At 35.8% G+C, this 24,270-nt stretch carries 24 protein-coding genes; 6 read left to right on the top strand and 18 right to left on the bottom strand.

The genetic code is table 11. The annotated features are described in order from the left end of the window. Positions 1-72: 72 nt before the first annotated feature. The 5 genes from AAC601_RS18205 to AAC601_RS18185 all read right to left on the bottom strand — a co-directional run bounded on the left by AAC601_RS18205 (position 73) and on the right by AAC601_RS18185 (position 7,165). Positions 73-1,896, bottom strand: coding sequence for a potassium transporter TrkG (locus tag AAC601_RS18205; RefSeq protein WP_303271717.1), 1,824 nt, complete (start codon positions 1,894-1,896; stop codon positions 73-75). Positions 1,897-1,918: 22 nt separating this feature from the next. Further along, the gene (locus AAC601_RS18200) at positions 1,919-3,739 is read right to left on the bottom strand and encodes a potassium transporter TrkG (RefSeq protein ID WP_303271716.1); all 1,821 of its coding nucleotides are present in this window, start codon (positions 3,737-3,739) and stop codon (positions 1,919-1,921) included. A gap of 40 nt (positions 3,740-3,779) precedes the next feature. Beyond that, entirely contained in the window at positions 3,780-4,775 is a 996-nt protein-coding gene (locus AAC601_RS18195; RefSeq protein ID WP_303271715.1) for a bifunctional ADP-heptose synthase, read from the bottom strand. Between the two features lie 153 nt (positions 4,776-4,928). Beyond that, the gene (locus tag AAC601_RS18190; RefSeq protein ID WP_303271714.1) at positions 4,929-6,131 is read right to left on the bottom strand and encodes a pyridoxal phosphate-dependent aminotransferase; all 1,203 of its coding nucleotides are present in this window, start codon (positions 6,129-6,131) and stop codon (positions 4,929-4,931) included. Between the two features lie 203 nt (positions 6,132-6,334). Then, positions 6,335-7,165 (bottom strand): phosphopeptide-binding protein, encoded by an 831-nt coding sequence (locus AAC601_RS18185; protein ID WP_340154051.1) that lies wholly within the window; start codon positions 7,163-7,165, stop codon positions 6,335-6,337. Between the two features lie 94 nt (positions 7,166-7,259). On the opposite strand from AAC601_RS18185, the gene AAC601_RS18180 reads away from it, so the two are divergent. Together AAC601_RS18180 and chrA are read left to right on the top strand one after the other, a co-directional pair. Then, entirely contained in the window at positions 7,260-8,234 is a 975-nt protein-coding gene (locus tag AAC601_RS18180; RefSeq protein ID WP_340154050.1) for a 2-oxoglutarate and iron-dependent oxygenase domain-containing protein, read from the top strand. 3 nt (positions 8,235-8,237) lie between these two features. Continuing rightward, positions 8,238-9,416, top strand: a complete 1,179-nt coding sequence (chrA, locus tag AAC601_RS18175; RefSeq protein WP_340154049.1) for a chromate efflux transporter — start codon at positions 8,238-8,240, stop codon at positions 9,414-9,416. A 261-nt stretch (positions 9,417-9,677) separates the two neighbouring features. Here chrA and AAC601_RS18170 read toward each other — a convergent pair whose 3' ends face one another. The 13 genes from AAC601_RS18170 to AAC601_RS18110 all read right to left on the bottom strand — a co-directional run bounded on the left by AAC601_RS18170 (position 9,678) and on the right by AAC601_RS18110 (position 21,406). Then, on the bottom strand, positions 9,678-10,577 hold the full coding sequence (locus tag AAC601_RS18170; RefSeq protein ID WP_340154048.1) for an LD-carboxypeptidase: 900 nt from the start codon (positions 10,575-10,577) through the stop codon (positions 9,678-9,680). 98 nt (positions 10,578-10,675) lie between these two features. After that, positions 10,676-11,206: an OmpH family outer membrane protein gene (locus AAC601_RS18165; RefSeq protein WP_303271709.1), complete on the bottom strand. Its 531-nt coding sequence runs from the start codon at positions 11,204-11,206 to the stop codon at positions 10,676-10,678. A 19-nt stretch (positions 11,207-11,225) separates the two neighbouring features. After that, positions 11,226-11,714: an OmpH family outer membrane protein gene (locus tag AAC601_RS18160; RefSeq protein WP_303271708.1), complete on the bottom strand. Its 489-nt coding sequence runs from the start codon at positions 11,712-11,714 to the stop codon at positions 11,226-11,228. 60 nt (positions 11,715-11,774) lie between these two features. Next, on the bottom strand, positions 11,775-14,438 hold the full coding sequence (locus tag AAC601_RS18155) for a POTRA domain-containing protein (protein WP_303271707.1): 2,664 nt from the start codon (positions 14,436-14,438) through the stop codon (positions 11,775-11,777). Next, on the bottom strand, positions 14,435-15,163 hold the full coding sequence (locus AAC601_RS18150) for an isoprenyl transferase (protein ID WP_303271706.1): 729 nt from the start codon (positions 15,161-15,163) through the stop codon (positions 14,435-14,437). The genes AAC601_RS18155 and AAC601_RS18150 overlap by 4 nt, the downstream gene beginning before the upstream one ends. A gap of 79 nt (positions 15,164-15,242) precedes the next feature. Further along, a complete protein-coding gene (locus AAC601_RS18145) occupies positions 15,243-15,950 on the bottom strand; it encodes a DUF6089 family protein (RefSeq protein ID WP_303271705.1) in 708 nt (235 codons plus the stop codon). Positions 15,951-15,953: 3 nt separating this feature from the next. Beyond that, a complete protein-coding gene (locus AAC601_RS18140) occupies positions 15,954-17,186 on the bottom strand; it encodes a DUF6089 family protein (RefSeq protein WP_340154047.1) in 1,233 nt (410 codons plus the stop codon). 60 nt (positions 17,187-17,246) lie between these two features. Further along, positions 17,247-18,134: an NAD kinase gene (locus AAC601_RS18135; protein WP_303271703.1), complete on the bottom strand. Its 888-nt coding sequence runs from the start codon at positions 18,132-18,134 to the stop codon at positions 17,247-17,249. Continuing rightward, positions 18,127-18,789, bottom strand: a complete 663-nt coding sequence (locus tag AAC601_RS18130) for a CBS domain-containing protein (protein ID WP_340154046.1) — start codon at positions 18,787-18,789, stop codon at positions 18,127-18,129. Before AAC601_RS18130 ends, AAC601_RS18135 begins: the two co-directional genes overlap by 8 nt. Beyond that, on the bottom strand, positions 18,786-19,553 hold the full coding sequence (locus tag AAC601_RS18125; protein ID WP_303271701.1) for an alpha/beta hydrolase: 768 nt from the start codon (positions 19,551-19,553) through the stop codon (positions 18,786-18,788). The genes AAC601_RS18130 and AAC601_RS18125 overlap by 4 nt, the downstream gene beginning before the upstream one ends. 125 nt (positions 19,554-19,678) lie before the next feature. Next, a complete protein-coding gene (locus AAC601_RS18120) occupies positions 19,679-20,278 on the bottom strand; it encodes an aminodeoxychorismate/anthranilate synthase component II (protein ID WP_303271700.1) in 600 nt (199 codons plus the stop codon). Between the two features lie 106 nt (positions 20,279-20,384). After that, positions 20,385-20,909 carry a CvpA family protein gene (locus AAC601_RS18115; protein WP_340154045.1) on the bottom strand — a complete coding sequence of 175 codons (525 nt, stop codon included), beginning with the start codon at positions 20,907-20,909 and terminating at the stop codon, positions 20,385-20,387. A 44-nt stretch (positions 20,910-20,953) separates the two neighbouring features. Then, positions 20,954-21,406, bottom strand: a complete 453-nt coding sequence (locus tag AAC601_RS18110; RefSeq protein WP_303271698.1) for a GatB/YqeY domain-containing protein — start codon at positions 21,404-21,406, stop codon at positions 20,954-20,956. A gap of 56 nt (positions 21,407-21,462) precedes the next feature. Here AAC601_RS18110 and AAC601_RS18105 point away from each other — a divergent pair, with 56 nt between their 5' ends. The 4 genes from AAC601_RS18105 (at position 21,463) to AAC601_RS18090 (ending at position 24,159) form a co-directional block, all read left to right on the top strand. Beyond that, positions 21,463-22,182 carry a pyridoxine 5'-phosphate synthase gene (locus AAC601_RS18105; protein ID WP_340154044.1) on the top strand — a complete coding sequence of 240 codons (720 nt, stop codon included), beginning with the start codon at positions 21,463-21,465 and terminating at the stop codon, positions 22,180-22,182. Between the two features lie 119 nt (positions 22,183-22,301). After that, positions 22,302-23,066 (top strand): alpha/beta fold hydrolase, encoded by a 765-nt coding sequence (locus tag AAC601_RS18100; protein ID WP_303271696.1) that lies wholly within the window; start codon positions 22,302-22,304, stop codon positions 23,064-23,066. Positions 23,067-23,087: 21 nt separating this feature from the next. After that, complete coding sequence (locus tag AAC601_RS18095; RefSeq protein WP_340154043.1) at positions 23,088-23,540, top strand: YciI family protein; 453 nt, start codon at positions 23,088-23,090, stop codon at positions 23,538-23,540. Between the two features lie 19 nt (positions 23,541-23,559). After that, positions 23,560-24,159, top strand: coding sequence for a trimeric intracellular cation channel family protein (locus AAC601_RS18090; protein WP_303271694.1), 600 nt, complete (start codon positions 23,560-23,562; stop codon positions 24,157-24,159). The last annotated feature ends 111 nt before the right edge of the window (positions 24,160-24,270 follow it).

Genomic DNA, 24,270 nt, shown 5'->3' with positions numbered 1-24,270 from the left:
AAAATTTAAGCGCAAAATTTCCACAGAATAGACCCTGATTAAAGAAGATAGGTTGGATAGAACGCTGCGAATTTAACCCACCATCAAATGCGCCTTCGGATATTTATGAGTAGTGGTTGTAGCCCTGTTGCTGAGTGCTAATGCAAAGGTCAAGGTACCTACCCTACCTATAAACATCGATAGAATAATGATAATTCTTCCACCAAGTGATAAATCAGCTGTGATTCCTGTGCTTAATCCCACAGTACCAAAAGCTGAAACCTGCTCAAAAATTAACCGCTCTAAACTAATATCTCCATCCGTAATAGTCAAAGCGAAAATAGCAACCAAATTCATGGTAGCCGCAAAGAAAAAAACTGACAACGCTTTGTATAACAACTCCTTAGGTATAAATTTTTTATCAATTTCAATTTTAGCCCTATTATTCAAAGTAGCTATTACTGATTTTATCAATAAATAAAAAGTTGAGGTTTTGATCCCTCCACCAACTGAACCAGAAGAAGCACCAACGAACATTAAGAAAGATATAAGAACCAAGGCCGGGATTTTCAACGCACTAAAGTCCACGGTATTAAAGCCTGCAGTCCTGGCTGTTGCAGATTGAAAAAAGCTTGTAATCATGGCTTCCATAAAATTCATATCTGCCAAAGTGTTATTCCTTTCTATAAAATAAAAGGCTATCATTCCAGTAAAAAGTAACACCATAGAGGTATATACGGCTATTTTGGTGCTCAATTTCCATTCTTTCCATGGACTTTTAAATCTTTCTCTAAGATTTGTTACAGAAAATAGATCTTGTAGAGATGAGAAACCAATACCCCCTAAAATCAAAGTAATGGCTATTATGATATGTAATATATAACTAGTGGCTACGCCTTGTTCAAATAGTCCATTAGTAAACAAGCTAAAACCTGCATTACAAAATGCACTTACAGAATGAAAGGCTGAAAAGAATACTTTCTGCCCCACTGTGTTAAAATGAACATCATGACCCCATGAGAAGAAGATCAATATAAAGGCAATGAACTCCACTAAAAAAGTTATGAAAAAGATTTTGCTCAATAAACCCTTAGCAGAAAATAAAGAATCACTCTCGAGGAAATCTTGGAGCATTAATTGCTGCTTGATCCCTACTCCAGTCTTTAGTAAAGACGCTAAAAAGGAAGCAAAGGTAATAATGCCCAAGCCTCCAAACTGCATTAAAATCATAATGACAAATTGCCCTTTCAAAGAAAAATAGGTAGCAGTATCTACTACAATTAAACCCGTTACACAACTTGCACTAACAGCAGTGAATAAAGCGTCCATAAAAGACATGGTTTCATGCTTTACTGACATTTCAGGAAACATTAAAACGCCAGTTCCAAAAAAGATTAAGATGATAAAACTAATGATAAAGGTTCTAGCAGGCTTGGTTTTTAATTGAGACAAAATCACGCTCGCCTTTACGCCTTCGTAGGAAATTAATACTATAAAATAAAAGGCTAATAGCGTTTGATAGGCATCCGCATAACTATTGAATTCAAAGAAATCCTGTAAAAAATGTACAATCCTATTGTCAAAAGCATAATAACTAATAGAGTTTATCAAAATTATGATGACCAGTAAAAATTCTAATTTGTGGGACTGCAAAAACTCCAATCTTCTAAACGAATACAGCCATCGAATGATGAAACTCAAAAAATAAAACAACAAGATGATATCTAAGGCTAAAAATACTTGTTTCAATTCATCACTACTGACATCATACCCAAATTCGTACAGTAAAATTACACAAGCAGCAATCCATAAAAATACTTTAACAGAGCGAACCGTAGTTAGTACAGGTTTTTTGCTCTTATAAATTGCATTATTTAGCAATTCAATAATTGTATTTTTAATTCTACTTATATTCATTTAGTTATTTATACCTCTGATCTCAACCTACCATTAAATGTGCTTTCGGATATTTATAATTTTGAGAAATCTGTCTACTACTCAGAGCAAATGCGAAAGTAAGCGTTCCAACTCTTCCTACAAACATGGAAAGGATTATGACCACTCTGCCCGCTGTTGACAATTCGGACGTAATCCCCGTGCTCAACCCAACCGTTCCAAAGGCGGAAACCTGCTCAAAAATAATCTGAACAAAAGAAAAATTGCTTTCCGTTAATGTCAATACAAATACGCCAATCAAATTAATGGATGCAGCAAAGAAAAAGATCGATAAAGCTTTAAAAAGTAACTCTTTCGGAATAAATCTTTTATCGATTTCTATTTTTAACCGCCCCCTAATAGTTGCAAATACAGAAACGAGAATCAAATAAAAGGTAGAGGTTTTAATTCCTCCTCCTACTGAGCCTGAAGATGCACCAATAAACATCAAAAATGCCAGTAAAATTAGAGTTGGCGTACGTAATGCGCCAATATCCACTGTGTTGAAGCCCGCAGTTCTGGTTACGGATTGAAAAAAGCTAGAAATTGTAGCTTCCATAAAGTTTTTATCAGAAAGAATGTAATCTCTTTCCAGTAAATAAAATACCAGCATCCCAAATACTATCAGGAATGCGGTCGTGTAAACGGCTACTTTGGTGCTTAATGTCCAATCTTTCCATGGGTTTTGATAGCGGTCCCTTAATCTTTTAAGACTAAAGATATCTTGAATCGTAGAAAATCCAATTGTCCCGAAAATCATGGAAATAGCTACAACAATATGAAGAATATAACTAGTAGCGACTCCATGCTCAGCTAAACCATTTGTAAAAAGACTAAAACCAGCATTACAAAAAGCGCTGACCGCATGAAAAGCTGTAAAGAATAATTTTTGAGCTTGTGAAGTAAAGACCACTTCATCTCCCCAAGTAAAATAAATCAAAACAAAAGTGATTAATTCTAGCAAGAGCGTGATAAAAATAATTTTTCTTAGTAAGCCTTTAGCTGAAAACAGCGATTCGCTTATTAAATAATCCTGTAAAAATAACTGCTGCTTTATCCCTACTCCACTTTTCATTATATTAGCAAAAAATGACGCAAAAGAAATAATCCCAAGCGCTCCAATCTGTACTAAAATCATAATCACGATTTGACCCTTGATGGTAAAAAAAGTGGCTGTGTCCACAACTATTAATCCTGTAACACAGCACGCACTCACTGAAGTAAATAATGCATCCATAAACTTCATGGAGCCCTCTTGATTGGTCATGGCAGGAAGCATCAACATTCCAGTTCCAAACAGAATAAGTATCATGAAGCTAACAATGAAAGAATTGGCTGGACTTGCTTTCAGTCGTGAAAATATATCCGATGCATTGATTAGCTCATAAATAATGAGAATAATAAAAAAGAAGGTGATTAAGGCTAAATAAGCATCTTCATAACTTTTAAACTCGAAGCTCTCAATGAAAAAACCAATTATTTTATTGTCAAGAAAATGATTACTAATTGTATTGATAATAATAATCAATACTAAAAAGGTTTCTAATTTATTATTTTTAAGGAATTCTGTCCGCCTAAATTCATACAGCAAGCGAATGAGAAAAGTGCTAAAATATATAATTAGAACAACGTCCAAGCCCAAAAATACTTGCTCCAATTCACCCTTTTCTGTTTCAAAACCAAACACATATAGCAACAGAATAGTGGCTGTCAACCAAATAAAAGCTTTTAGGGAAATAAGTGTATTCAACACCTGGCTTCTACTGCTATAGAGCATATTATTAAGCCATTCTGCAAAAGCATTTTTGAGTTTTGATAATTTCATTCTGTAAGAAACGCTTGGCCTTTGAGTTTACTGCCGAAATTTATAACTGTAAATTATGCTTTATTGCTTCTACTTCCAACTTTTTGGCATCAATTGGGACTACTCCTAATTCTTCGCATACAATTCCTCCTCCTAAGTTGGACAAAGTCGCTACAAAATCAGCTTTTAAGTTTAGTGCCATGCAAAGGGCTGCAATGCTAATAACAGTATCTCCTGCTCCCGAAACATCTGAAATACTTCTTTTGTAGGCAGGAATTAAATAATCTTCCTGCTCCGATTGAATGTAAACCCCTTTTTCTGATAAGGTGGTCATCACCATCTTTGAAGACAATCGTTCCCGAAGGAGTTGAGTTTGAGTTTTTAAGTTCTGTTGATCTGTGTGATCAAAATTCACATTCATGCCTTCTTTTAATTCCTTCAAATTTGGTTTAAATAAATCTACCCCTTTATAAGCAAAGAAATTGTTCTTTTTAGGATCAACAACAATAGGCTTTCCTGCGAGTTTTGCCTGTGTGACTGTATGTTTAATTATATTGGGTGTAATGGTGCCTTTATCGTAATCTTCAAAAATAATGACATCCACTTCCGGGATTAAATCAGATATTTTCTGTTGCAAAAGACTTTCTTCGGACTCGTTTAAAGGATGCAGGCTCTCGGAATCAACCCTCAACAAATGTTGCGAACCAGAAAGCACCCGTTCTTTAATTGTTGTAATTCGGTCTTGGCTTTTAATGATTCCTTTATCGGTAATCTTCCTTTTCTCTAATAATCCTTCAAAAATAATCGCTTCTTCATCATTTCCTAAAACCGCACATAAAATTGGTTCCGCACCTAATGACTGCAGATTAAGGGCTACATTGGCAGCTCCACCCATTCTCTTCTCACGATGCTTCACATTAACAACCGGAACAGGCGCTTCAGGAGAAATCCTTGAAACACTACCCCAGATATAAGCATCAATCATCACGTCACCAATGACTAAAACTTTCAGTTTTTGAAATGCTCTAAAAAGCTCAGGAATGTTTTGAACAGCCATTTATAAAAATTATGTAGTAGATTATTTCACCCTTACCAAGATTATTTGATAATGAAACCAGTCAGCTTTGTCCTGTACTATATCATCAATACGATCCAATATTGATCTCTTTTACAATTTTAAACATGACAGGTTTTGATAAAATAGATTTAATTATTTGAGTTCTGCCAATACTTTTTTCAAACGCTGCATGGCTTCTTTCAATTCATCATCAGAAGCCGCATAAGAAATCCTAATACAATTAGGCGCACCAAATGCGGTTCCAGTCACTACAGAAACATTGGCCTTTTTCAATATATAGATGGCTAAATCATCCGCATTGGTCACTTTTGTTTCACCGTCCGACTTCCCAAAGAAACTGCTAATGTCAGGGAAAATATAAAAGGCTCCTGTTGGAACATTTGTCACCACACCGGGCATCTCTTTCAATAAGTCGAGCATCATATCCCTACGCTTATGATAGGTCTTGGTCATCTCGAAAGTTGGTTTTAAATCTTCCGTAATGGCTGCTAATGCAGCTCTTTGAGCTATAGAAGAATTTCCAGAGGTAATCTGCCCTTGGATTTTTGTTGCTGCTTTTGCGATTGTCAAAGGAGCCGATATGTACCCCACTCTCCAACCTGTCATGGCAAATCCTTTAGAAAAACCATTGATCGTAATAGTTCTCTCCGCCATGCCTGGCAAAGAAGCCATGCTTATATGCCCTTCATTTCCAAAGTTAATATGTTCATAAATTTCATCCGACATGACCACTATGTCATCATATTGCCTGAGCACCATCGCCAATTTTTCTAATTCTTCTTTAGAAAACACACTCCCTGTAGGATTACAAGGAGATGAATATAGGACAGCTTTTGTTTTGTCCGTTATAGCACCTTTTAATTGCTCTGCAGTAGGTTTGAAATCATTTTCCAATGTGCCAGTTACGTAAACCGGAACTGCTCCGGCTAATTTCACCAATTCTGCATAACTGACCCAGAATGGAGCGAAAACTATAACTTCATCCCCAGGATTTAACATGGATAACATTAAGTTAGCTATAGACTGCTTTGCACCATTTGAAACTACAATTTGATCAGCTGAACTTGGAATTCCATTTTCCTTCTCCAGTTTTTTAGCAATGGCCTCACGTAAATCTTGGTATCCGGAAACCGGTGGGTAAGCAAAATACTTTTCACTATCAATTGCCCTTTTAGCTGCTTCCTGAATATGTTTAGGCGTTTTAAAGTCTGGCTCTCCCAAACTTAGACTGATGATGTCAATCCCTTGAGATTTCAACTCCCTAGCCTTAGCCGCCATAGCCAAAGTAGCAGATTCAGACATATTCATGATGCGTTCACTTACCGGATAGTTCATTTGTATACTATTTTAATATTTTTTCTACTATTGGAATAAAAATGTATTCCCCAATTCAGCGATAAAATTAAGTAATTAGCTAATGATGTGCTAATAAATAAATGGACAATAGATAAAAGTTTTAAGATACTTTCCTGTTGGACATAAAAAAACCCGCAAGCTTTTTGAAAAACTTGCGGGCTTATATTCTAATTGAATTAGACTTATGAAGCATCTCCTTCTTCTAAAGTAACCGTTCTTTCAACCGGATTGAAAGGACTAGGAATTAGTTTTCCATCTGCATCTAATAACTCTAATTTGATTTTCATTTCTCCCATTTCAGCACCCTCTATAAAATACGGTTGCCAATTATCAAGCATAAATTCTTCACCGTTGATGATGGCTCTTACTTTATTTCCTTCCTCAGAAAGCTCGGTATTTAATAGGTAAAAATCCAGCAATACTTTTTTAGCATCCTTACCAGAATAGGTTCCTTTCGGACGACTATAAAACATGTGCGGATCTGATAAATCGGCTAATTCCTGACCACTAGGTTCTTTTCCTACAGTAAACTGACGAATATTTGCCGCACCATAGCTCTTTACACTTTCATGATAAGAACGAGACAAGAATGATAAGGCTACATAATGACCTTCCTCCAAGTCTTTCGTGAATTCGGCTTCATAATGAGCTGAGTAAGGCTGATTATTTAAAATCAAATGGATATGTTGACCTTTTGGCGAATTAGCACAATTCTTAACATCTGCATCAATTGTTTGAGTTGCTAGTTCATAATTTTTCACATTATACGAGAACTTAACCGGGCCTGCCTCAATATTGGTTTCGTTTTCCATTGGGCTTAACATCTCTAACATAGAATCATCAAACTGCGGTGATTCAACGGGTGTCAAACTGATAGAAGAAACTGATTCTTGTACTTTTTCTTCAGTCGATTTATCTTCGTTTTCGGATTTTTCTTCTTTATTTCCTGTGCTACAAGCAAAAATTGCCGCCATAGCAAATAAAATACTAAATCTTATAGTGGCTTTTTTCATGGTTTTATGTTTTTTGATTTAATTTACTTTACTAAAGTGTACTAAGGTAGTGTGAATATGTTACACTATCAACACGATTAAACCCGATACTGTTATGAGCAAAAAATTATATGACGAAATTCCTTCTTTAAACCTAGAGGATTTCACCAAAGGAACTGATGAAACAAAAAAGCAATTCGTTAAAGAATTAGGAGAAGCTTATAATACTATTGGCTTTGTAGCTATTAAAGGCCATTATTTAAGTGATGACCTTAGCCAAAAACTGTATAAAGCAGTTGAAAATTTCTTTAGCTTACCCACTGAACAGAAAAAAGCATACGAAAAAGAGGAGTTAGCTGGGCAAAGAGGCTATACTAGCAAAGGGAAAGAGCAAGCTAAAGGACATAAAGTACCAGATTTAAAGGAATTTTATCAGGTAGGTCAATTTGTACCTGATAATCATGAGTTGAAAAAAGAATATCCTGATAATTTATGGCCCTCAGAAGTTCCTGAATTAGCAAGCTTAGCTAAAGAGGCGTATCAAAACCTAGAAAAGACTGGATTCGAAATGCTAAGAGCCATAGCGCTTTACTTAGGTTTGAATGAAAACTATTTTGATTCTGAAGTGACTTATGGGAATAGCATTTTACGTGCTATACATTATCCTCCTATCGAAAATCCCGAAGATTTACCTGCAGATGCAGTTAGAGCCGCTCAACATGGAGATATTAATTTAATTACTCTTCTGATGGGCGCCAGTGCAGATGGATTGCAAGTGTTAAGAAGAGATGGCGAATGGATTCCAATTACGGCTTTGCCCAATCAATTGGTGGTAAATGTGGGCGATATGTTGGCGAGATTGACCAACGATAAACTGAAATCCACTATCCACAGGGTAGTGAATCCACCTAAAGACCAGATGAAAAAATCAAGATACAGTATTCCATTTTTTATGCATCCCAAATCATCTATGGATCTCAGCTGTTTGGATAGCTGTGTAGACAAGGAGAATCCAAAACAGTATGATGATATGACAGCAGGAGCATTTTTAGCTGAAAGACTAGCAGAAATTGGCTTGTTGAAAAAATAGTGAGTGGTTAGGAATATCAGATACCTGATCTATTTGAAGGATATTTTTATCCTGTCTCTCACCACATTTGGAGGTGCTACTGCTCATTTTGCGTTCTTTTTAGACCACCTGGTTTATAAAAGAGGGTACCTGACAGAAAAAGAACTGATAGAAATGAATGCCTTGTGCCAAATGTTGCCAGGGCCTTCATCCACTCAAATTTTGACGGGTTTGGCGACAAAAATAGGTGGTGCACCTTTTGCTTTTTTAACTTTATTTGTCTGGGTAATTCCTGGAGTTGCACTGATGACAGCTTTTGGAATTATCATGTCCAATATAGATGAAAATCAGTTATCCACTCACTTCTTGACTTTCGTCCAGCCCATTGCAGTGGGCTTTGTAGCAGCTGCAGCCTATCGGATTGTCAAAAAAGTGATTCGCTCCAAAACGAGTGTTATTTTGCTTGTGATATCAGCAGCAATATCCGTTTGGATTAATTCTCCTTATTTATTTCCAGTCTTGATTTTAGTGGGTGGTTTTATTACGGCCTTCAAATACAAGTCACAGCCGATAGAAGAGAAAGAAAAAATTAAGATCAGATGGACGGCACTTATTATTTGGATTAGTGTATTGGTACTTATCGCAGTAATTGGACTTTTTACGCAATCATTGCCCATCAGGCTTTTGGAAAACTTCTACAGGAACGGAAGTTTGATTTTTGGAGGCGGACAGGTATTGATTCCTTTTCTTTATACTGAATTTGTAGATTTTAAGGATTATCTCTCTTCATCAGAATTTTTGAGCGGATTTGCCATAGCGCAAGCCATTCCCGGTCCAACTTTCTCATTTGCCAGTTATATAGGCGCACTTTCCATGCGAGAATATGGCGTTTGGGGTGAGATACTAGGTGGCTTTTTAGCAGCAGTAGGAATATTCGTTCCTGGCACTTTAATGATGATTTTCCTCATTAGGTTCTGGGATCAACTGAAAAAATTTAGAATTATTAAAGCCTCTTTGGAAGGGATTACTGCGGTCAGTTCAGGAATGGTGGTAGCTGCCATATTCCTACTATTTGAACCTGTACAAGCAAACTTATTAAATTTTAGTTTGATAATTGGAACGCTAGCCATCTTGCTTTTTACGAAGATTCCAGCTCCTTATGTGGTCTTGATTGGGTTGTTAGCTGGTTTTTTGTTTGGCTAAATGATCGGAATTTCTTATTTCCATTTAGAAATCAAGCTAATGAAAAGACCTATATTGATGTATCTCATCATTAAATTCATAGAGGCTAATGTTAAATTATGTAAAGCATGCGCAAAAAAAGCATACCTAAAACTGCACCGCCTCCAAATAGTGCCTGACTTTGGGGAGGCAGTGCATTTTTCTATCCATTTCAGGGGCCAATTTTACCTAAAAAGGGGTTTGAGATTTTTATGGAAACAGATGTACGTTGATTAAAATAGTTTAAAGCAAATATTTCAACTCAGCTACATCGTCCTCTAGTAACAATTCTACCTCAACCCCATGCACCAAAGCCACATTCTCCATCCCGTGCCCAAATGGAAAATTGAAGCCAATAGGAAAATCATAATCCTCACAATGAGCCAAAATGATTTCCTCAACAGATTGTCCATAAATAGATTGATCTTCTGTAAGATTAGTAAATTGCCCCACTACCAATCCCGCTAAGTCTTTCAATTTACCAGCTCTTTTTAATTGCAATAACATACGGTCAATATTATATAGTGGCTCGGCTACTTCTTCTATAAAAAGAATTTTACCATCATAATCTAATTCCGTTTGGGTTCCAATTTGATGAACCAACAAGGATAAGTTCCCTCCTATTAATTGCCCTTCTGCTGTTCCTCCTTTATTAAAAGTGCTAGTAGCTTTTATGGTGCTAATATTACCAGATAAAGATTCAATCAATTTGCTCTTATAGTCTCCTGAAAGTTTTGGTAATCCTTGAAGAACACTAGCATGTAAAGAGCAAAATCCATTTTGAAATGCGGCATGTAAAAGTGCGGTTATATCACTAAAACCTATAACCCATTTAGGATTTCTTTTAAACTGAGTCCAATCCAAAGCATCAATTATGTGAGTAATTCCGAAGCCACCTCGAGCACAATAAATGGCTTTTGCTTCTTTGTGGTCTAAGGCGAATTGTAAATCTGAAATCCTTTGCTGGTGAGTTGCGCCAAATTTAAAATGAGCATTAAAGGTATTGGGAGAAACTTCTACTTTATAACCCGCGTCTTTAAGGATTGCGATTCCATCTATCACTAAATCCTTATCAACCACCCCTGACGGACTTAATACTAAGATCAAATCGCCTTTTTTCAGAAATGGTGGTAGATTGTTCATATTAAATTATAGTTTAGGACAAAAAAAAGCCCTGAATTTCTTCAGGGCCAATATCATTATATTTCAATTGAAATTGAAATAGTATTTTCAAGAATTTATCAATTGTCAGTTGCGGAAGCATCTGGAGCTTCAACGCCTAATTTATTTAATACCATTTTAGAGATATCACCTGATTCTTCATCAGATATATATAACAAAGCCTCAGCTCTTAGTACATGAGTATACCCATTCTCTTCTGCTACTTTATCAATAGCATTTTGAATTTTCTCATATAACGGCTGATAAAGCTCTTGCTGCTTACGTGCAATTGATTGCTCCGCATCTTGCTGGAATTTTTGCAATGATTGTTGTAAACCTTGCAATTCCTGCTCTTTTTCAGCTCTAACCTGTTCAGTCATGGTAGGTGCATTTTGCTGATATTCTGCAACTTGAGCTTGAAAATCCTGGTACTTTTGCTGAATAGAATTTGAAAATTGTTTTTCGTAAGCCTCTACTTGAGATTGTACTTCTTTTGATTCAGGCATTAAGCTTAAAACATAATCAGCATTTGTAAATCCTATTTTTGTCTCTTGGGCACTTGCTGTATAAAATAAGCCCAAAGCTAAAATTAATATTAATCCCTTTTTCATCTGTCTATTTTTACTTTTATTAATTTTTGTTTAAATCGTTTTCGTCTAACAATCCTAATTCTTCTAGAACTAAATCTGTATAATCATGAATAGGATCAGTATATATCATGATAAGCTCACCCGCTTTATCGAATACTATTTGTAATCTTTCTTTTTTGGCAACTATTTCTACGGCATCAAAAACCTTATCCTGTACAGGTTTAATTAATTCCTTCTTCTTTAAAAAAAGTAAACCATTAAATCCGAACACTTTATTTTGGTACTCTTCAACCTCTTTCTCCTTCTCTTCAATACCAGCCAATCGCTCTTCCTTTAATTCCTTCGTTAGCAATACCTCCTCTGCTTTCAATTCTGCATATCTGGATTCTATCTCCTTACGCATCTGTTTGATTTCATTTTGCCATGCGGAAGTAAGTGCATCAATTTCTTGTTTTGCCTCATTATACTCTGGCATCTTACTCAAAATGAACTTAGAATCTACATAGCCAAATTTCTGTGCGCTCGCCATTTGCGAACTCAGGCTTAAAATTACAATTGTTATTAGGACTTTAACAAATCTCATACCAATTTATCTTTGTTGATTACCAATTGTAAAGTGTATTTGCCCTCCGCTTGCTCTATTTGTTCCAGGAGCGTTGTCAAACCCATAACCCCAATCGATACCGATAGTACCAAAGGCAGGCATAAAAATCCTTGCACCAACACCAGCAGAACGTTTTAGATCGTAAGGATTGTATTGACTAAAGTCGGTCCAAGTGTTTCCTGCCTCTCCAAAGCCCAATACAAAAATAGTGGCTGATGGGTTAAGAGAAATAGGATATCTCAACTCCATAACAAATTTGTTGTAGATCGTTCCTCCACTGATTTGTCGGCTAGTTGCGGCCCCATTTTCAAAACTTCTCACAAACTCAGTAGGTCGAAGCGAATTATCCTCGTATCCTCTCAGAGCAATGATATCACTTCCTAAAATGAAACCTTGCCCTGCTAAGCCAGAACCTCCCAATATAAATCTTTCAAATGGTCCAACTCCCACTTTATCTCCATAACTAGAAATGATACCAAAATTAGCTCTTGTATTGATAACTAAATCACCAACAATCTGATTAAAGAAGGAAGCATCAAACATCCATTTATTAAACTCTAGGAAATTAATACTTTCTTCGAATGAAAGCTCGTCATAATTCTTATTATTCAATAAACTATAGGGCGGAGTAAGTGAAACTGCCAAGCTTACATTCGATCCTTTTCTAGGGTAAATTGGATTATCAACACTATTTCGAGCAATGGTGGTTTTCACACTTATATTATTAGCTTCGCAGGTGGTACAACCCAATTGAAACCCTAATCTATTTGAATTATTCAATGTGTATCTTGAATATTCTAATGAATTAGCTAAAGTAAAATAGTTATCAGGCCATTTTAGTCTTCTAGACAAACTCGCAAATCCTCTGAAAATTCTGAATGAGCCAGAAATCCCTGATCTAGGATCGCGGAAATTGACAAAATCTCCTTGATATGAGTAACTTCCTCCAATCGTCAGTGCGTTTGGTTTTTTGCCACCTAACCATGGCTCAGTGAAGGAGAAATTATAACTCTGAAATTGTCTACCATTAGCTTGAAACTGTAAAGATAGGATTTGTCCATCTCCAACTGGCAATGGATCCCAATTACCAAAATCTAAAAAGTTGCTGAGGGAGAAATTATTAAAGGTTACTCCTAGGCTTCCTACGAAACCTATAAAACCACCCCAACCACCTGATAATTGGATTTGGTCATTTGACACTTCTTCCAAATCCCAGTTGATATCAACCGTCCCATCATTAGGGTTAGGTATAGGAGTTGGATTAACTGTTTCTGGGTTGAAATATCCTAATTGCGATAATTCCCTTTGTGTTCTAATTAGTTTCTCTCTACTGAACTTCTCACCAGGGATGGTCCTAAGTTCTCTTAATACAACATGATCATTGGTCCTTGTGTTTCCATTGATGGTTACTTTATTGATTGTGGCTTGGGCGCCTTCATAAACCCTCAACTCTAAATCAATAGAATCTTGCTCAACATTCACCTCTACTGGTGTGACATTAAAGAACAAGTAACCATTATCCATATAAATTGAGCTGATATCATTACCCGTAGGATCATAGTTCAATTTTCTGTTGATTTTCTCAAGATTATAGATATCACCTTTATTAATATTAAGAACAGCACTTAATACTTTATCGCTATACTTAAAATTTCCAGTCCAATTAATATCCCTGAAGTAATACTTTTTACCTTCATCTATTCCTATTTCAATGGCTATATTATTGCCGTCCTTAAAGATGCTATCATATGAAATTTCTGCATCTCTATAGCCTTTACTATTATAAAAGTCGATTAATGTATTTTTATCCTCTTCGTAATCTGCTTTAACTAGTTTAGAGGATTTGAAGAAATTCACATTTACATGTTCTCCAAAATAATCTAGCGCTTGACTGATGCCAACAGAATCTTGTTGAGTCATAAATTGGAACCAATCTTTTGGCTTGGAATGTAAAGCTCTGCTGACAAGATCTTCGAATAAGGTAAAACGTAATTTTTCGTTTGTATTTTTGAGTCGTCCTTTCAGTCGTCTGTCACCGAAAGCCTCATTCCCCACAAAATAGATATCCTTGACTTTAACTTTATTCTTTTTATCTACTTTGAAGATCAACTCTACCCCATTGCCAACCAAATTATCTGGCTTTTGCCGGGAAGTAACCTCAACATTCAAAAATCCTTTCCCTTTATAAAATTTTACGATATTAAGTTCTGCGTTTTTAACTGATGCATCTGTCAAAATTCTACCTTTAACTAAACTCAACTCATCAGAAACTTCTGACACCTTGGCTTTTTTTATACCCTCAAAAGTGAATCTAGTCAATCGAGGAAGCTCCTCTAGATCGAGAACTAATTTAATCTTGCCTTCATCAACCACTTCGTAGCGTACAGTAATATCAGCAAAAAGCCCTTGTCTCCACAACTTCTTAATGGCAAAAGAGATATCATCCCCTGGAATATCAATTCGGTCACCCTTTGAAATTCCGGTTATAGCAATCACCGCCCCCTCATCTAAATACTCCAAACCAGTGGCTACCACTTCTACTACCTCATATTTACGAGGCTTACTGTAGTCCATTGCTGGGTTAACTTGCGCTAGTAATGTATTTGCGCTTATAAGAATACCAATTAATAATAATAATTGTCGTTTCATTCACTTAATACTTTTCCAAATCTTCTCTCTCGAGATTGGTAATTTAATAATGCTTCGTGCAAATGTTCCTTTCTAAAATCAGGCCAAAGAACCTCCGTAATATAAATTTCTGAATATGCCAGTTGCCAGAGCATAAAATTACTTATTCTAAACTCTCCGCTGGTCCTAATCAATAGTTCGGGATCCGGAATACCTGCTGTTGACAAATAACTCTCGAATTTTAAGTCTGTCAAATCCTCATTCTTGAACCCTTTATGCTCACTTTCATAAATTGCTTTTCTACAAGCTTGAGTAATATCCCATTTCCCGCTATAATTCAATGCTAAGATTAAATTTAAGCCCTTATTATTTGCCGTTTCCTCCTTGGCAGTTTGCAATTCTTTATAACACTTACCAGGCAATTTTTCGATATCTCCAATGGAAGTTAATCTAACATCATTTTCCATCAGGGTTTTCATCTCTGATTTAATCGTAGCTACTAGTAATTGCATTAAAGCATCTACTTCAATTTTGGGTCTACCCCAGTTTTCAGTTGAAAAGGCATACAAACTTAAATGAGAAATACCCAATTCGGCACATCCCTCAACAGTGTCACGGACAGACTTTATGGCATTTTTATGACCAAAAACTCTGGCGGCTCCTTGCTTCTTAGCCCATCTCCCATTGCCGTCCATTATAACGGCTACATGTTTTGGTAAATTGTTTTTATCCAAATTTTTTTCCATCTGCAATCAACTGCTCGAAATAATGGCGCAAGGTACAAAAATCATTGTTATTAATAAACTTGTAAGAAAATTCTACTCTTTATTTTTGTAAGGGTACGGGGCAATCTACAGCCCAGAAAGTATAACTAATAGAAAGGCCTGTATAATAATACCAATCATTGTCATTCCAATCTCCAAATTGAAAATCAGAATTTCTCTTATCTGTTATTTCTTGAACAGATATGTTATCTAAGTAATCATAGAATAATTTTCTGGCAGAAAATTCGAAATTCAATGTCCATAATGGACCTAAGCTATATTTAAGACCACCCCCAAAAGGCAACATCAATTGAATGTCGCTATAATCAGCATTTTTTTCTACTCTATTGATGAGGAAAAAACCGGCACCAGCCGTTATGTATGGTGTGAATTTCACCAGTGCTCTATTATTTCTGAAATCTAGAAATTCGTAAGTAGCTTGTCCTGAAATTTCGGTGATAAAATCTCGAAATGAAGCATTACGGACTGCAGCTTGTGGATCAATGGGGGTTTCACTTCCTTTAATTCTTCCCGCAACAAAATTTAATTTACCTGCCCAACCTTCCTGAAAATTCCTCGCATAAAATAAATTAACTCCTATAGATTGGTTTTGTACAGAGTAAGTACGAATTAAGTCTCCAGTGTAATTAAAGCTAGCTATCCCTCCTCCAAATTCTTTGGATTGTGACATTGCATCTTTTGCAATAAGACAAAAAATGAATATAAAAACGCTATAGCAAGTTGCTTTTCTGAAAGAAGACTTCAACATAAATTATCTAAACTTTGCTCCTCTAACGAGCCCACCGCCTAAAATGTATGTGATAGATATATTAGTTGAAATATAAATGTCATTATCACTTTGATTACCCCTATTATTCCTTCTCACATCATCATTACCAATACCTCCCGCCTTTCCATATCCTGCAGCCCTCCTCCAAGTGAAATCGGGATTCAAGGCCGTATTGTAAGTATTAATTCTTTGGGAATAAAGCACTGGTAATATATTTTCATTAAAGGTAGTGGCATCAAACTGGTTTGATAAATCTGACATTGCCATTGCTAAAGCTACATCCGGGTTTTCTCTTGGATCACCAAAGGCTGACAAATCTATATACTCTCCACTAACATCATCTAAATAGTCAGTGAAAGTATGTCGATAACCGACTTCTAAAGATATATCTAAATTATTCGTTAATTTATACCTGGCGCCAATTCCTACAGGAATCACAAGTTGCAATCTGCTATAAGGAGTAGGAAGTTCTTTCCCGTACAAATCTTGGTATTGACTTCTTGTTTCTGCATCTAAGAATTGACCTTCCGTTCCTAAATCTCGGAGATTAACCCATTCTCCAGCTTGCTCTAAAGGAAAATATCGAGGTGTTTGGCCTCCTTGAAAATCTTCTGGATTTGGTGCCAAGAATGCATCGGTGGTCATAAAATCTGGAACGAGTCCCTTGGGGTTATGATATACCAGTCCTGCGCCAAAAAATGCATAAATATTTAATGGGGGTCTAGAGGAGAACCTTCCACCATGTTTAAATAAGTCAATTTGAGCCGTAGCTGAAAGCTCAAATATATCATTTCTGAAACCCAAGTTTCTTAAATATCTATTTGCATTTTCGTTGGTAAAATTATCTACGCCAATAGTTTCAGTGTCTGAGGCCTGTAATCTACCCCACATGAAATTTGCTTTCCAGCTATATCTATCTCCAAACTTTTGCTTTACAAAAAGATTAATACCCGGTCTTGTAAAAGAAACATCGGTACTTAAGACCGTTGGCCTAGGCGCTATATCACCAAAATAATTCAAGGCATTAATACCACCTCCAATGGAAAAATATGAGATTTCAGGATTGAAAAGTCTTTTAGAACCTGAAAATGAGCCTATCTTTTTGCCACCTCTTCTTCTTTTATTTTTTCCTCCAAAAATTTGAGCATCAACAGTTTCCGGCAATATTATAGCCGCTGACATGATGATAGAAAATACCAATAATAATCTTTTCATATTAATTCGGTTCTGTACTTAACGAGCAAAAATAAGACAAATAATTTAAATTAGTGGTACTCAATTCCTTAAATCTAGTCCCCAATTTAACTTTTGCCTTAGAGTATCAAAATAATTCATTTGGTCAAACGTAATCAATTTAGCTTTAAAATCCCCTTTTCTAACTGACATTTTGATCGAAGAATCGACAGAATGGGATTTTGAATCGAGGGATACAAGAAATTTGTTGCTACGCCCTTCAATTTTGAATGAAATTACACTTTGGTCTGAAACAATTAAAGGCCTGACATTCAAGTTATGAGCACTGACTGGAGTAATTACAAAATTATTAGAATGAGGTAAAATGATGGGGCCTCCACAGCTTAAAGAATAACCGGTTGATCCAGTTGGTGTAGCAACAATCAATCCATCTGCCCAATAAGAATTCAAATATTCACCGTCAACGTACGTATGGACGGTGATCATAGATGAGGAATCTGTCTTTAATATTGCAAATTCATTAAGTGCAAATGGAGTGGCGCCAAACACTTTTGAGTCCGTCTCTAAACGTATTAATGCTCTGCTATCAATTTTATAATTCTTACTCAATAAGTCAGAAAGGGCTTTTTCTATTTTACTTTTGGGAGTTGTGGCCAAAAATCCTAACCTCCCTGTATTAATTCCCAAGATTGGAGTTTCAATAGAACCAACATAGCTGACAGCCTCCAACAATGTGCCATCTCCTCCTAAGCTGATCAGATAATCCACATTGTCCGATTCAAACAAATGCTTGAAAATTCTGAAATTTGAATATTCTGGAAATGCTTTTCTAAATTTATCAGCAAATAATTGGGAAACTATTAATTCAACATTAGCAGAGATTAAAAAGTCAACCACTTTTTTGATGTATGGCTTTACCTCTTCATTAAATACCTTTCCATGTATTGCAATTTTTACCGAATCAGGCATCTAAATATCTCATTAACATATCTAATCTTTCTTTTTCATTAGATATTGATTTTACTTCTTGATACTTGGCAACTACTTTGTAGCCGAATCGCTCTAAAGTAGCAATTACGTGAGTCAAATCAATTTTATTGATCTTCAATGTCAATCTAAATTTTGTGGGTTCATTTTTATCAATATTTAGGCTAGACCCCATTACCTGGGCTTCATTTGACTCTATTAACCTACTTATTTCACTCAATGAATAATCAGACTGATTTAGTGAAAGCACAATTACACCTCCTTCACTTTGGATTGAAGCCGATTGAGAAAATATGGAAAGAGCATCAGATAACACGACAACACCTAGATACTCATTGTCATCATTCAAAATCACAACGCATTCGAAATCAAAATCCGTTGCTTTTTTTACTGCTTCATATGTATGCTGATATTCAAAAACGAAACAATTTTCCCCTTTCAATAAAAAGTCTCCGGCCTTAGCGTCCACGGTATTATGATCCATGATCATTTCTTCGGTTAAGAATCCCAAGAATTTTTTATCCTTTATCACGGGTAGCGCATGAAGCCTAAGTTCCTCCATCCAAATTAATGCTTTTGTAGCATCATCTGTAATTTTCAGAGGTGGGATCATATCGTTTATCAAATCTATTGTCATGCTGTTGCTTCAATTTCAGTACTTTTTAACCATTCATCTAGATAATTGTTAAAAATCTCTGGATGCTCCATCATTGGAGCATGGCAGCACTTATCTACAAATTTTAAAGTAGTATTTGGTATTAACTTATCAAATTCATGAGCTACCATCGGTGGCGTTATTGTATCATTCAAGCCCCACACCAATAATGTCGGTGCCGTAATTTTCTTAATATCTTCGCGCATATTATGCCTCTGCGCTGATTTGGCAATAGCTACAATTCGCATACACTTTGGGATACTTTTTGTGGTTTCAAAAACTTCGTCCACCAATTCTTTTGTAGCAGTTTTCGGATCATAAAAAGTATATGCCACCCTTTCTTGAATGTAATCGTAGCTTCCCCTTTTTGGAAAAGAGCCACCCATTGTATTTTCAAAAAGACCAGAACTACCAGTCAAAACTAATCTTTTTATTTGATCTGGATGTCTGAGGGTATAAATCAGCGCTACATGACCTCCTAAAGAATTCCCAATTAAGGTCATTTGGTCCAAGCTCTGTTGCTCTACAAAGCCTTCGACAAAATCTGTTAAAGCACCCAGTCCGGCTTGCTTGATAGGCATTTCATAAATGGGCAATAAAGGGATCAACACTCTATATTCTTGGGAAAACTTATTTACCACACCTTCCCAATTACTTAATGCACCAAACAATCCGTGCAATAAAACTAAAGGTTCTCCTGCTCCCTCATCAATATAACTGTACTCTCCTTTTTTATGTATTTTCATAACTTATTTTAATTCACTTTAAATTTGAAAAGCTGCATCCAGCATTTCAAAATCCAAAGATTAAACTTATTTTCATTATAACGATTAAAAAAATATTATGGTTAAATATATCAATTTCCTTCAAACTACGGTAATTTATTCAAAATAGCTTTCTTATTTGTTTTTAAAAGACCCATCCAATTCTCCAAAATTTTCAAACCATTTTGAGTAAGTGCTGCTTCAGGATGATATTGAATGCCATAAATGGGTAAATTTTTATGCTTAAAAATCATGTTTTCATTTTCTGTAGTCACTGCAAGGGGAACAAGCATAGTCTTTTCTAAATTACTAACTACTAATGAATGGTACCTTACCACCTCATATTCACTGATGATATCTTTGAAAAGCTTATCATTTACCAGAATATTAACTTTGGAAATCTTCCCATGCATAGGTTTTATACTTTTTATAACCTGAGCCCCGAAATAGCTGGCAATGGCTTGATGTCCTAAACAGATCCCCAAGATGGGTAATTCATTTTCAAAAAAACGAATATAGTCCATTAGATAGCCCGCCTCAAACGGTTTTCCCGGACCTGGAGATAAAACTAAGGCCTCATAATTGTACGACTTAATCTTTTCGGGTGGAACATCATTTCTAACAATTTCGCATTCCTTTCCTAATTGCTTGAAATAATCAACCAAATTAAAAGTAAAGGAATCAAAATTATCTATAATTAAAATCATAGGCTATTTTACAGAATATGATGAGTGATTTCTCAACAAATTGTCAGTGGGAAGGGAATATATGAATCGTAAGTCCCTTCTCTACACATTTGACTAAATGACTCTATTAAATTATGAATTGAGATTTCAACTGGTTAAATACATCCTGAATGAATGGCAAGTATGTTGCTATCAAATCCACCACGAAAGGAGCAATAGAAGCAATTATAGGATATACGTATGTGCCTTCTGCCATTTCCGCTGAAATACTAATATCTATAGATTCACCTAGCCAAAGAATCAAGCTTACACCAAATGCCCACTTTAAAAAACCTATTACAGCACCAGCAAAATTATCCAAGCCCCCCAATAAGGTCATATCAAGGATTTTTTTGACAATTTTCCCTACCAAATTCACAATTAATAAAATTGCGATAAACAACAACACAAAAGATATTATTGGCAAAGCTTGTTCCCAATTTTCAAAATAGGGCTGTAATACGTCCATGCCAAAATCCAGTAGCTTAAATGCGCCTACAATCGCCAAAATTAGCGCTAATAAGGAAACTATTTCCAAAAGCAAGCCTTTTTTAAAGCCTAAGTAGGCACCAAAAAACAAGGGTATCAACAAAATGATATCAAGTGTTTTCATCTAAAGATGTTATTTTTAATGGACAGATAGAATCTTTGATGATTTCAAGAAGTCAATATTTGCTTAACTAATTGAGAAATCATTTTTCCATCGGCCTTTCCCGCTAGTTCCTTGGTAGCAACCCCCATGACTTTTCCCATATCTTGTGGGCCTGAAGCACCTAAATTTTGTATTATTTCTTTCAATTTTTCGGTTAACTCTTCTTCAGACATTTGCTTGGGTAAGTATTTTTCTATTACCTGCAATTCGAGCATTTCAGCATTGGCCAATTCATCCCTACCATTTGCTTTGTAGGTTTCTGCTGATTCTTTTCTTTGTTTGGCGGCTTTCATTAATAGTTTCATTTCAGCATCTTCGGAAAGACTTTCTTCGGCACCCTTTTCCGATTCAGCTAATAAAATCATCGACTTAATAGATCGTAATGCTTGAAGCTCTTCTTTATTTTTAGCTTTCATTGCATTTTTAATATCGGTATCAATTTGTTGTTTTAAGCTCATAGTAAATTTTTAAAATCATTATCTTGCCGACAAAGTTATCATATAAAAATAAAATTATGACACGCTTAAGCGTCAATATCAATAAGATTGCCACTTTGCGCAATGCAAGGGGTGGAAAAAACCCTAATGTAGTGAATGTTGCTAAAGATTGCGAACGTTTTGGAGCCGAAGGTATTACAATTCATCCTCGGCCTGATGAAAGGCATATCACCACCCAAGACGTGTATGATTTGGCACCAATTGTAACAACTGAATTTAATATAGAAGGCTACCCAGATCAAAGGTTTTTGGATTTAGTTAAAAAAAACAAACCTGCTCAGGCTACTTTAGTCCCAGATCCGCCAGGAGTTCTCACCTCAAATGCTGGTTGGGATACGGTACAAAATCATGATTTTCTGAAAGAGATAATTTCTGAATTAAAAGGAATGGGAGTTAGGACTTCTGTTTTTATTGGAACAGAACCAAAACTAATTGAATATGCTGCGAAAGTTGGGACTGACAGAATTGAACTCTACACAGAACCTTATGCAGCAAATTACGCTAAGGATAGAGATGATGCTGTTGCGCCCTTTGTTTTGGCTGCCAAAAGAGCTAAGGAACTAGGCTTAGGGATCAATGCTGGGCACGATTTGAGCCTAGAAAACTTAAAATTCTTAAAAGAAAAAATTCCTTTTTTGGATGAGGTCAGCATTGGGCATGCCTTAGTTTGTGATGCATTATACTTCGGACTTGAGAACAGCATTCAGCTTTATCTTAGAGAATTGAGAGAGGCTTGATTGAGAAGTAGGAAGTAGGAAGTTTGGCGGAAGGATGATAAATGTTAGAATAATTTGAAAATATTGAAATTGTATTGATACTAAGTTCTAGTATCTAGATTCTAAAAATCTTAAAAAAAATGGAATTAAACTATAAAGAACTAGGTGATGGTAATCAGTCACTGATTATTTTACATGGATTATTTGGTTCATCTGACAACTGGATGACGATCGGTAGAAAATTATCTGAAAAATTCAAGGTGTACCTGGTTGATCAAAGAAATCATGGTGACTCACCACATGATGAGGTTCACAATTACGAAGCAATGGCTTCTGATTTGAAAGGCTTTATTGAATCAAATCATATTGAACATCCACATATTATAGGACATTCAATGGGTGGGAAGACAGCCATGTATTTCGCTGTTCAAAATCCTGATCTATTTGATAAATTGGTTGTTGTCGATATTGCTCCAAAGGCATATCCTGTCCACCATGACTCCATATTAGAGGGACTCTGCAGCTTGAATTTAGACGAACTTGAATCCAGAGGTGATGCGGATAAAAAATTATCTGAATATGTTCCTGAGAAGGGTGTGAGACAATTTTTATTGAAAAACCTTACTAGGAATGAGAAAAAGGAATTCGAGTGGAAAATAAATTTGCCGATTCTAGAAAAGAATATAGAAGTGGTGGGTAAAGGATTGGAAAAAAGATTAACTACTGAAAAAGAAGTACTTTTTATCGGTGGAAAAAACTCTAATTATATTAAATCAGAAGACCATATTGCGATCAATAATTTCTTCCCGAATGCAAAGATAGAAATGGTAGAAGGGGCAGGTCATTGGATTCATGCTGAAAAACCAGAAGAATTTTTATCTTTGATTGAAAATTTTTTACGATAAAAGCATCATAAATTTTAGGCCATGAAGATTAATATATTTGTTTTATTGATGGTGAGTATCCCCTTTTTTGCAAACTCACAAAATTCAACCTACGATCAAGCATTAGCAGATTCATTAGGGGCTGATGATTATGGAATGAAATCTTACAGTTTAGTGATGTTAAAAACCGGAGGTGGAAATATTGACGATAAGGCAGAAGTTGACAGCTTATTCAGAGGTCATTTGGATAATATTAGCAGACTAGCTGAAGCAGGAAAAATAATTGCAGCTGGCCCATTAGGTAAAAATGACAAAAATTACCGAGGGATTTTTATTTTTGATGAGCAAGACAAAGCTAAAGTAGCAGAACTTCTCCAAACTGATCCCGCAATTAAGGCAAACCTATTAGCCTATGATATTTATAACTGGTACGGATCTGCCGCACTTCCAGTATATTTGGAGACCCACTCAAAAATAGAAAAAATCAGACCGTAGCTTTCTTTAATAAGGAATTATGCAAATACAATACGCACTTGAACTTCTTGGAACTTTAGTTTTTGCAATTTCAGGTGCGTTGGCAGTAAAAGACAAATCTGAAGACTGGTTTGGTGCCGGATTTACTGGTTTTGTCACTGCTATTGGTGGCGGAACATTGCGAGATATAATGCTAGGAAGTTACCCACTTTCATGGGTGGGGGACATGAATATTATTTATACCATTTTATTTGGAGTACTACTAACCAGCTTTTTTAATAAGTTTCTTCAAAACCTGCGGAGAACGCTAAGTCTATTTGACTCCATGGGGATTGCCCTTTTCACCGTTGCTGGAGTAGAAAAAGCTCTATCGATGGGGGTGAGATGGGAAATTGCTGCCATAATGGGTATGTTTTCCGCTGTATTCGGTGGGGTTATTCGTGATACATTGGTTAACGAGACTCCTGTGATCTTTAGAAAAGAAATTTATGCCAGTGCATGCTTGCTGGGAGGAATGCTTTATCTACTACTAAATTACTTCCATCTTGACAGAGATTTGAACTTTATTTTCACAGCTTCATTTATTGTAACTATACGCCTCTTAGCAGTCAAATACCATATCAATTTCCCCAAAATATAAGAACGATATCTTAGTCCTGTTGATAGTGACCCGACAATCCTTCTTCCTTACTCTTTCTCTTGTAAACTCATTCCTTGATCCAATTACATTCTAATCAGGTTCTACTCCTCT

The sequence above is a fragment of the uncultured Marivirga sp. genome (assembly GCF_963974845.1).
GTDB lineage: Bacteria > Bacteroidota > Bacteroidia > Cytophagales > Cyclobacteriaceae > Marivirga > Marivirga harenae.
This window is presented reverse-complemented; position numbering and strand designations above follow the sequence as displayed.